Here is a 7,905-nt window from a genome sequence, read left to right as displayed (position 1 = left end):
GCTCTCCTTCAGCACGGCCCCCTCCTCCAGGGCATCCAGAATTATGGTCGAGGTTGGCATTGTATTTAGAGCGTCTTCCAGGGTGAAGGCATGTACATCTACAGGAATTCTGGCATCCTTGAAAGAGCTCAGAAGCTTTTCCAGCTCGGCAGGGTCATCGTAGATTATCAGGAGGTCATAATCGCTCGCTGGAGTGGATCCCCCTCTTGCCCTGGATCCAAAGAGGATGACCGTCACCTTAAACCTGTCAACGATCTCTCTAAGCCTTTCCTCCCTCAGCCTTTCTCTCTCAACAATCCTCCGCAAGAACCCCTTCGACATATGATCACCTCAGCACAATTTACAGCTTCTTCAGCCTCTTCTGTAATCCCTGAGCCTAGCGTCAGGATATCCAGCCTGAACGTAGTGCTCCTCTAAGCCTTCGCATTCCCTAACCTTGGCCGGTACATCCACTATCTCCGAGAGCGCATCAAGGAGCTCAGATATCGAGTGGGTGTAGGGCTTGTACCCAGTCTTCTTTATGAGCAGGGCCTTTAGGGCGAATTCAGCTGCCTGCTGGGAGTTAAGTGCAGCGAAATCGTAGTATCCGTCATTCAGATCCCTTTTTGCTACCTCCAAGAACTTCCTGGCTTTGCTTATCCATCTCTCGTGCATCCCTTCCACGAGGTCAATGGTAGAGCAACCTGCTTAATTACATTGCCGTTTCTCCCTTCGCTTTATTTAAATGTTGGATCTGCGGTGGGGAGTTCATCCATGGGGATCAAATCCCTATGGGGTCATGGCTGTCGAGGTGAACGGAACGCACCTAGGTTCAACCTGCCTAGGCTTGAAGCATGGCTCCCATCACCTAGATAAAATGAAGCGACGGGGACGAAGGAAAAATTAAAAAGCCCTCTTTGCAGGGAGTGTGCAATGTTCTCGTATAGAATCCGCCACAGAGAAGCAGCATCTTTCTCCATAGTGCTGTTCCTCGCCTGGTGTGCAATAGTCAACTGGCTGGGAGCTGGAGTAGAGGTGCAACCAATCGCCTTCACCGCAGGCATAGCAGCCGGGCTCCTTCTCCATGAGTTGGTGCACATAGCCTTCCTGATGGCTCTAGGGGTCAGGAGGTTGATCATCAGGCCCCTGCTCCAGTTCCCTCTGATGGGCCTCAGTATCTCGCATAATGTCCCCCTAGAAAAGAGGTCCTTCGCTGTGGAGGAGGTAGCTCCTATCCTCACGCTCACGCCCATCCTCTTATCTGCAGCTAGGTTAACCGGTGGTGCCCTCAGAAGCGTGCTTCTCGGGGCAAGCCTCATCAACACAATAGGCTCCTCAGGGGATCTCCTCCTGATAGCCCTTGTCGTGCCCTTTGGGAACACGAAGGTTCTCGACAGAGGGGTGTTAATCGAGGTCAGCGGTTGCCGTGCTGATAAGCGCCTGCTGATACCCGTGATTATGGTGGACTACTTCGCATGGGCTCTAATTTCTGTTTTCTTGGCTCTTTTCGCAGCAATGCACCTGTTCAGCAGCTCTTGATTGACAGCAAGGGCAGTAATGTATCGATCAGCTGAGTTTCCTCTTTTTGCGGCCTCATTTGCCATCTCAACCCTTCTCACGGCCCTAAGGTGGAAGAAGAGGGCTGCTGAGCTGCTGGGCCCCGCTGGGCAAGATTATCGCTGATCCCCTGCTGCGAGGATTAAGTGTGAAAAATAATGCACGATATCCGCACAGAGGAGCTTGATGTCAAGGCCTGGTACATGAAGATTGGTACTGCAGTCGGTCAACTCCTTCTGCCAAGGACTGCTGATGTAGTTTGTAACCGAGGAAGCTGAGCCACTCAGCCGAGGTCAGGCCCTCGTAGATGAGGATCTCCTCTGGAGCATAGCTCACTGCCATTCTAGCCGATATGGGGTCTCTTACAGGATCTATGCCGTCGACTTTGATACCTCCCGAGTCGGGTTTGACGGGGCCTATGGCCATCCTCATGAGGGTGGATTTACCGGATCCGTTAGGCCCCAGAAGGGCATGTATTCTCCCTCTCTGAGATTCAACAGTGACCCCCTGAGGCAATAACGTTGCCATAGATGGCAGCGAAGGAGCAGACTAGTTGCTGAGGGATCCTGAGAGCTCCTCACAGGGCTTATTTAAAGCAGGCTTGGATGACGAGAACCATCGCCTTTAGTAACTTAAAACTATTTGAAGATTGTGGGAAAATCGCTTAAGCGTCTCGCTTGCCTCTATGGCCCTTTCCGCACATCACCACCTCGATGCCATGTTCCCTCAACTCATCCCTCATCCTTTCATGGTCCTCATCGCAGGTCAGGATTTTCGATGGCCTGACGGAGGTCGCTATGAGGAGATCCATGTCAGGATACACATCACCTCTCCTCATCGAGTTGGCCTTGAGCTGAGCTGCTAGGCGTATCCCCTCCTCATCTAGGGGATAGATACTCACCCATCTCAGCAGGGAGTCGAGCCAGAGGAGTTCGCTGTAGTCCCCCTTCTCCCTGAGGTAGTAGGCCCCAACCAAGAGCTCGTAGAGCGAGAGGATCGATATCCCCACATCGCCCACATCAACGCTCTCCTCCCTTAGCAGATCGGAGTACTTGCCCTTTCTGAGCTCCAGCAGGAAGGAGGTATCGAGCACGAGCCTCATGCTCTCGCCCTGAACTCCTCCCTCAGCCTCCTCACTATCTCCTCGAGTTCATCGGGTGGAGGAGCCCTGCAGGCCTCGATGATCTTTCCCACTCTCCTCTCGACATCCCTCCTGATCAGGTCGTCTATCACATCGGAGAAGCTCCCCCTCCCCTTGAGGGAAAGCAGCTTCCGGTAGGTGTCGTCCCTCACGGTTATGGTCTTCATATAACATACTGTATGCTGGTTATATATAAGCTTTCCTGTAGCCGGGAGATCTGGGTCGCATCCAATACCCACTAAGTCAGCATCGTCATCCGCTGCTTTTGAGGCTTTCGGAACGATAGCGGACAATCTTTCGGCCTCCTACATTCATCAGCTTTCGGATGGAACGAATAGTTTATGTTAGCTATCCAGTAACGTCAATCGAAACGAGGGGTTGCCCGCTTGACGGAACTATCGATACCTTGACTCCCAAGTCCTTTTATACAATACTCTTAATATATTTGATATTTTGATATATTTAATCTTAAAATTCACAGTATCGGTTTGCTGGTGAGACTGGCCATTTAAACCCTTAGTGGGAGAGGTTGAATGGAGGCCTTGCGCGGAATATATTTCAAACTTCAGCATGAGGGGTGTGAGAATGCCGCTGAGCCCCAATGATTTTGCTGAATGGTATGCTGAGCTGGGCAAGCTCAAGATATTCTGGGCGAAACCCGTGAAAGATATCCATGTAATAGATGAGGAGGGAGGGGCAGTTCTCATGGATGTAAAGTGGATTGTCAGAAATAGAATAAGGAGGGCGGTTCTTGCAATTGCTGAGAAGGGGGATGTCAGCGGGGTGATCGAAAAGCTCTGTTAGATATGACGCAACGAGGATACTCATATTTGCCAGAGGACCTCGCCATGGATCTGGAAAGAGTTGATGCGAGAGGTATTCTATATTGGTGGAATGTTTTTGATGCAAACACCCTTGAGCCAAATGCGAATGTTGAGGTGAGGACGTATCGTGCATGGGGGATGAGGAGCTCGAGATTTTTAGAGGAATCCAAAGGCAGAGCTGGGGTTTCTTCATCGCACCAAGGCTCAAAGACCATGTTGTGGTTGTCGGCTTTCTCGATGGGATGCCTGTTGCCATGGCTTACCTAAACACTCACAATTTCAACATCGACTACGGCGTTCATGTCGTCAGATCGCACTGGAGAAGGAGGATCGGAACCAGGCTCTTAGCAGAGCTCTTAAAGCTCGCAAGAACGATGGGCTCACCTGCTCTCAGCGTTGTCAGGGTGTTTAGAAGCAAGAGAGGCGCATACAGCGACATAAGGGCAGTGAGGTTCTACGGGGCGAATGGGCCGTCTGAGAGGATGTCGGTGTACAGGCTCCGTTCGATAGGCTCCAGCAGCCTTTAGCGAAAAAGCTCCCAACTAGAGCCACAATGGAGGAAAGCACTATCAGCATGATGCCCAGGAGGGAGCTCCTGATCCCCGTGGAAAAGGCTCCTCTCGAGATCTTGCACAGCTAGGCCCATAGAGACAGCAACTACAACGCTCATCAGGCTGGAAAGAAGCATAGATTCTATTTTCACGGCCAAGTTATTCGTTATGAGGCCGACCGATGCTAGGAAGCTTGCGAGGATGAGCATCATATAGCTTCTCCCGCTTTCATCAGCCAGGTAGAGAGAAAGTTCCCCGTAATCAGTTGTGCAGAGGGGGAAGAGGATCATCGGAAAGGCTGGGATTAGCTTGACCCAGAGCTGGACCTCGGCTGGAAACTTCAGGGAGGAGTTCAGGAGTGATAGAGCTGACCATATGAAAACCTCATAGCCTCCAATGGATGATATCATCCCTGATAGTTTATCGATGGAATCTGAGATTTTGTAGAATAGGGGCATGGTCTCCCTTGGATCCCTTCTCATGATCAAAAGTCTTATCGGATCCTCCATTTTCTCACATATGTTCCGCGCTCTTCCTTCATCTTCTCAAGCGGTTCCTTCCTTATCAAGGCATGTGCCCCTGAGAGTCCCTTTCGATCTGTGATATATAGGACCCGCTGGGATAACGATGCCTCATAGCGGCATCTTCCTCATCCTCCTGACCAGAAGGAGGGAGATCACGTAAATTATCATCAGGTAGGGGATCGCTAGGAGTAGAGCATGACTCACGCTCAGAAGGGCTATTAGGAACGGGGATATGTAAAAGAGAATCTCCATTATAGTCAGAGCGCCATAAACCCACCTGGTGAATGTCTCAACGCTCCAGTGAGCCGGTTCCTTGGGCAGCATATGAGCGTAGGCCAGCGAGTTGAGGTGGGTCGAGCCCAGCAGCGTTGAAGCGTAGAGAGCTGATGCTATTACTCCATGCGGAGCTCCATAAAGGTATAATTCGACTATCATGATCGCAAGGCTGATGGGTGCGGTCATCAGCAGGAAGGAGTTCGCTTTGATCGAGGCGATCCTGCTCCTGGTTATCGGGAGGATGTAGAGAGCCTCAGCTCCGGCTGCCTCCACTATGTAGAGGTAGTAGGGCCCGAGGGAGCCCTGCAGGCCCCCCACCGCCAGGAGGATCAAGGGAAGAACCCCCGGCTCACCCACGCCGGTGAGCGTGGGAACCAGGAGGGAGAGGGGGAGAATGAGGGAATAAACGAGCAAGGATGCAAGTATCCTCGGGTTTCTGACGATCAGCTTGAGCTCCCTCATCAATAAGGCCCTGCTTCCGAATGATATGCTCCAGGTGACTGTTGCGGGAGCCTCGAACTCCGAGGAGCTGACCGCGCGCCAGAACCTCGAGATCCCGGCTCTCAGGAGGGACAGGGAGATGAGGATCCAGAGAGAGGAGGAGATGAGGGGGAGGGGGCTCCTCGCTGCATGGAGGAAGCTCAAGGGTGGGAGGATCGCGAGCGCCCCGGGATCCGTTGAGGACTCCAGGAGCTCGGGAAGCTTATCGCCTATGAAACTCACCATCAGCCCAATTCCGAGAATCAAGACCCAAATCAGCGTTGACAGGATTCTCCTAGAGATCCTCCTCGTGTACTTCCCCTCAAAGGATCCTGCCAGATACCCAAGGGCTATGGAGAGGATCATCGCGAATATCGAGGCTGAGGAGAAACCGAGCAGGAGAGAGGGATCTCGGAGTATGATCGAGGAGAGGAGCCCCGCCGGTAGCATGATGAAGGGGAGGGCCAGTCCTCCCCAATAGATGCCGAGCAGGGATAGGGCCTTCCTAAGCTCGTCCTCGCTTATCGGAAGGTGCTGGAGTGGGTTCAGGAGCCCGTCCGAGATTATAGTCTGGAGACTCATCGCCATTGAGATCACGCCTATCATGATCTCGAGCAGGAAGAGCATCACCATCGCGAGCAGGGCCCCCTCCATCCCCTCAAGGGCGACTAGGCCCACTAGAACCGATACTATCGAGAGGAAGAGGATGAGAAACAGGTTGTATCTTAAGGCTGTCATGAAGATGCTAAGACTCATTCTGCCCTCCATCTCCCTTCCTCCGGCCCTGTAATTCGCTTCCCTACCTATTATCTCCGCCAACCTCCTCCAAGGCAAGGTCCCACCTAAAGCGCCTTAAGGAGCTCCTGGAGCTCCGAAGACAAGCCGGTCACCTCCATGAAGTAGCTCTCGAGGTCACTCTTTCCCCTCAGCTCCCGCGTCGGTCCCTTAGCGACTACCTCGCCCGAGTGAATTATCGTAACTTCATCAGCGATGGCCTCAGCCAGCTCGAGCACGTGCGTTGAGAAGACGACCGTCCCTCCCTCCTGGGCCCTCCTCATCATCACCTCCTTCAGCACCCTGGCCACCTCGGGATCGAGGCCTGAGAATGGTTCATCGAGTATCAGCACCTTGGGCTCGTGGAGCAGGGCGCCTATGATCATGAGCTTCCTCTTGTTTCCCAGACTGAGCTCCCCTCCGAGCTTCCCCATCTGCTCCTCCATCTTGAAGGCCCTTATTAGGGAGCTCAGCCTTCCCCTGAGAGCCTCCTTCCGTATCCCGTATATTTGGCCCAGGAAGCTGAGCCACTCGGCCGGGGTTAGGCTCTCGTATATCAGGATCTCCTCTGGAACATAACCCACGATCATCCTAGCCGATATGGGATCCCTCACGGGATCTATTCCGTCAACGGTCACCCTGCCGGAGTCAGGCTTGGCGAGGCCCACCGCAATCTTCATGAGCGTGGACTTCCCAGAGCCGTTGGGTCCCAGGAGAGCGTGGATCTTTCCTCTCTGGAACTCGACGGTGACCCCCCTCAGGGCCACCGTCCCGCCGTAGCTCTTGGAGACGCCCTCGTACCTCAGCACGCGCTATCCCGGGGCTGGAAGTTAAAAATTAATCGGCGGAGGCCCTGATGAATGGGATCACTCTCGCCTCTATGAAGGCCATGGCCTCCTCGATCCCCAACTTCGAGAAGAAGGTGATCGCGCAGTTCCTAGTTAGGCCCACCACGATCCCTTCCTCTGGCTCGAAGACCGCGTACCACACCTTCCCGAGCCTCACGTACTCCTGATAGACGTTCGTCCCGGCCAGTTCCCTGCCGTAGAGGGAAAGCTTGCTCACATTCGGGATCCTGACGTCCGTGAAGAAGACAACCCTCACGGTCTCCATCCTCGTCTCATAGAAGCTCCTCAGCGCCTCAGAGCTTATCCAGGCCTCCTGTATGAATCCCCTCTCATTGGATATTATCGAGGATAGCTGATTCGCTATCCTGTTCGCCCTGGACTTCCTAGCTGCGATCAAAAGGTATGTGGCTCCCTCGAAGCTGAGGAACTCGAAGATGGTCCTGAAGGTGACCGGGACCTTGACCGGCTCATCCATGTACCTGAAGCTGATGAGGAGGTTCTCCTCAAAGGTCCCGATAAGCCTGTCATCCCTCAGATCCAGATCAGTGATCCTGAAGCCCACCTCAACGCTCCTACCGGCCACCTCCTGCCTGGACATCGAGGAGAATCCCTCGAGCTTCCTCCTAAGATCGCCGGGGTGGAGGGGAGATTCCAGCACGAACACCTTGGCCGCCTGAACCATCGGAGATTCCTGATGTGGAGGGATATAGAGTTTATTCCGCCCGGACCGGTGCGGAAATCCCAGTTGAGACCCGATTCGTTTACGACCCTTCTCGCTGTGAGGTCCCGCCGCCGGCCAGCGGGCGCATCCCCAAAACTTTTAAGTCTCAAATGGAAGAAGCAGGGGTGCTCATGCCGGTGCACGCGCTCCTGCTGCTCCTAGTAATAGCTTCCCTCCTCATCATTGTGGGCTTCCTGCTACTCCTGCTGAGCCGGGGGATGAGGGGGGAG

11 protein-coding genes and 1 pseudogene are annotated in these 7,905 nt (G+C 53.6%); 3 read left to right on the top strand and 9 right to left on the bottom strand.

Going from position 1 to position 7,905, the window contains the following annotated elements:
• Together BA066_05840 and BA066_05835 are read right to left on the bottom strand one after the other, a co-directional pair.
• Positions 1-306 (bottom strand): nucleotidyltransferase domain-containing protein (locus BA066_05840; GenBank protein RDD53181.1); only part of this gene is annotated, 306 nt, incomplete at its 3' end.
• Positions 276-654: pseudogene (locus tag BA066_05835) on the bottom strand (HEPN domain-containing protein). The gene BA066_05840 and the pseudogene BA066_05835, both read right to left, overlap by 31 nt.
• Before the next feature lie 258 nt (positions 655-912).
• Here BA066_05835 and BA066_05830 point away from each other — a divergent pair.
• On the top strand, positions 913-1,518 hold the full coding sequence (locus tag BA066_05830) for a DUF3267 domain-containing protein (GenBank protein RDD53180.1): 606 nt from the start codon (positions 913-915) through the stop codon (positions 1,516-1,518).
• A 207-nt stretch (positions 1,519-1,725) separates the two neighbouring features.
• On the opposite strand, the gene BA066_05825 is transcribed toward BA066_05830, so the two are convergent.
• The 3 genes from BA066_05825 to BA066_05815 all read right to left on the bottom strand — a co-directional run bounded on the left by BA066_05825 (position 1,726) and on the right by BA066_05815 (position 2,844).
• On the bottom strand, positions 1,726-2,064 hold the full coding sequence (locus BA066_05825) for an ATP-binding cassette domain-containing protein (protein ID RDD53179.1): 339 nt from the start codon (positions 2,062-2,064) through the stop codon (positions 1,726-1,728).
• A 136-nt stretch (positions 2,065-2,200) separates the two neighbouring features.
• Positions 2,201-2,638: a type II toxin-antitoxin system VapC family toxin gene (locus tag BA066_05820; GenBank protein RDD53178.1), complete on the bottom strand. Its 438-nt coding sequence runs from the start codon at positions 2,636-2,638 to the stop codon at positions 2,201-2,203.
• The gene (locus BA066_05815; protein RDD53177.1) at positions 2,635-2,844 is read right to left on the bottom strand and encodes an antitoxin; all 210 of its coding nucleotides are present in this window, start codon (positions 2,842-2,844) and stop codon (positions 2,635-2,637) included. Before BA066_05815 ends, BA066_05820 begins: the two co-directional genes overlap by 4 nt.
• Before the next feature lie 403 nt (positions 2,845-3,247).
• Between BA066_05815 and BA066_05810 the strand changes: the two genes are divergently transcribed.
• Both BA066_05810 and BA066_05805 read left to right on the top strand, forming a co-directional pair.
• Positions 3,248-3,481, top strand: coding sequence for a hypothetical protein (locus BA066_05810; GenBank protein RDD53176.1), 234 nt, complete (start codon positions 3,248-3,250; stop codon positions 3,479-3,481).
• 151 nt (positions 3,482-3,632) lie between these two features.
• Positions 3,633-4,028 (top strand): GNAT family N-acetyltransferase, encoded by a 396-nt coding sequence (locus tag BA066_05805; protein RDD53175.1) that lies wholly within the window; start codon positions 3,633-3,635, stop codon positions 4,026-4,028.
• Here BA066_05805 and BA066_05800 read toward each other — a convergent pair.
• The 4 genes from BA066_05800 to BA066_05785 form a co-directional block, all read right to left on the bottom strand.
• A complete protein-coding gene (locus BA066_05800; GenBank protein ID RDD53174.1) occupies positions 4,025-4,561 on the bottom strand; it encodes a hypothetical protein in 537 nt (178 codons plus the stop codon). The two genes, BA066_05805 and BA066_05800, sit on opposite strands and share 4 nt — an antisense overlap.
• Before the next feature lie 123 nt (positions 4,562-4,684).
• Complete coding sequence (locus BA066_05795; protein ID RDD53173.1) at positions 4,685-6,166, bottom strand: hypothetical protein; 1,482 nt, start codon at positions 6,164-6,166, stop codon at positions 4,685-4,687.
• 8 nt (positions 6,167-6,174) lie between these two features.
• Positions 6,175-6,915, bottom strand: coding sequence for an ABC transporter ATP-binding protein (locus BA066_05790; protein ID RDD53172.1), 741 nt, complete (start codon positions 6,913-6,915; stop codon positions 6,175-6,177).
• 28 nt (positions 6,916-6,943) lie between these two features.
• Positions 6,944-7,636 carry a hypothetical protein gene (locus BA066_05785; GenBank protein ID RDD53171.1) on the bottom strand — a complete coding sequence of 231 codons (693 nt, stop codon included), beginning with the start codon at positions 7,634-7,636 and terminating at the stop codon, positions 6,944-6,946.
• Between the last annotated feature and the right edge of the window lie 269 nt (positions 7,637-7,905).

The organism is Candidatus Korarchaeota archaeon NZ13-K (assembly GCA_003344655.1).
Taxonomy (GTDB): domain Archaea; phylum Korarchaeota; class Korarchaeia; order Korarchaeales; family Korarchaeaceae; genus Korarchaeum.
The sequence above is the reverse complement of the archived record's forward strand: the minus strand, read 5'-3'. Positions and strand labels throughout refer to the sequence as shown.

What these genes read in the sequence shown, in the direction of transcription:
- BA066_05830 (RDD53180.1), top strand. Translation starts at nt 913, where the DNA reads ATGTTCTCGTATAGAATCCGCCACAGAGAAGCAGCATCTTTCTCCATA.
- BA066_05825 (RDD53179.1), bottom strand. Translation starts at nt 2,064, where the DNA reads ATGGCAACGTTATTGCCTCAGGGGGTCACTGTTGAATCTCAGAGAGGG.
- BA066_05820 (RDD53178.1), bottom strand. Translation starts at nt 2,638, where the DNA reads ATGAGGCTCGTGCTCGATACCTCCTTCCTGCTGGAGCTCAGAAAGGGC.
- BA066_05815 (RDD53177.1), bottom strand. Translation starts at nt 2,844, where the DNA reads ATGAAGACCATAACCGTGAGGGACGACACCTACCGGAAGCTGCTTTCC.
- BA066_05810 (RDD53176.1), top strand. Translation starts at nt 3,248, where the DNA reads ATGAGGGGTGTGAGAATGCCGCTGAGCCCCAATGATTTTGCTGAATGG.
- BA066_05805 (RDD53175.1), top strand. Translation starts at nt 3,633, where the DNA reads ATGGGGGATGAGGAGCTCGAGATTTTTAGAGGAATCCAAAGGCAGAGC.
- BA066_05800 (RDD53174.1), bottom strand. Translation starts at nt 4,561, where the DNA reads ATGGAGGATCCGATAAGACTTTTGATCATGAGAAGGGATCCAAGGGAG.
- BA066_05785 (RDD53171.1), bottom strand. Translation starts at nt 7,636, where the DNA reads ATGGTTCAGGCGGCCAAGGTGTTCGTGCTGGAATCTCCCCTCCACCCC.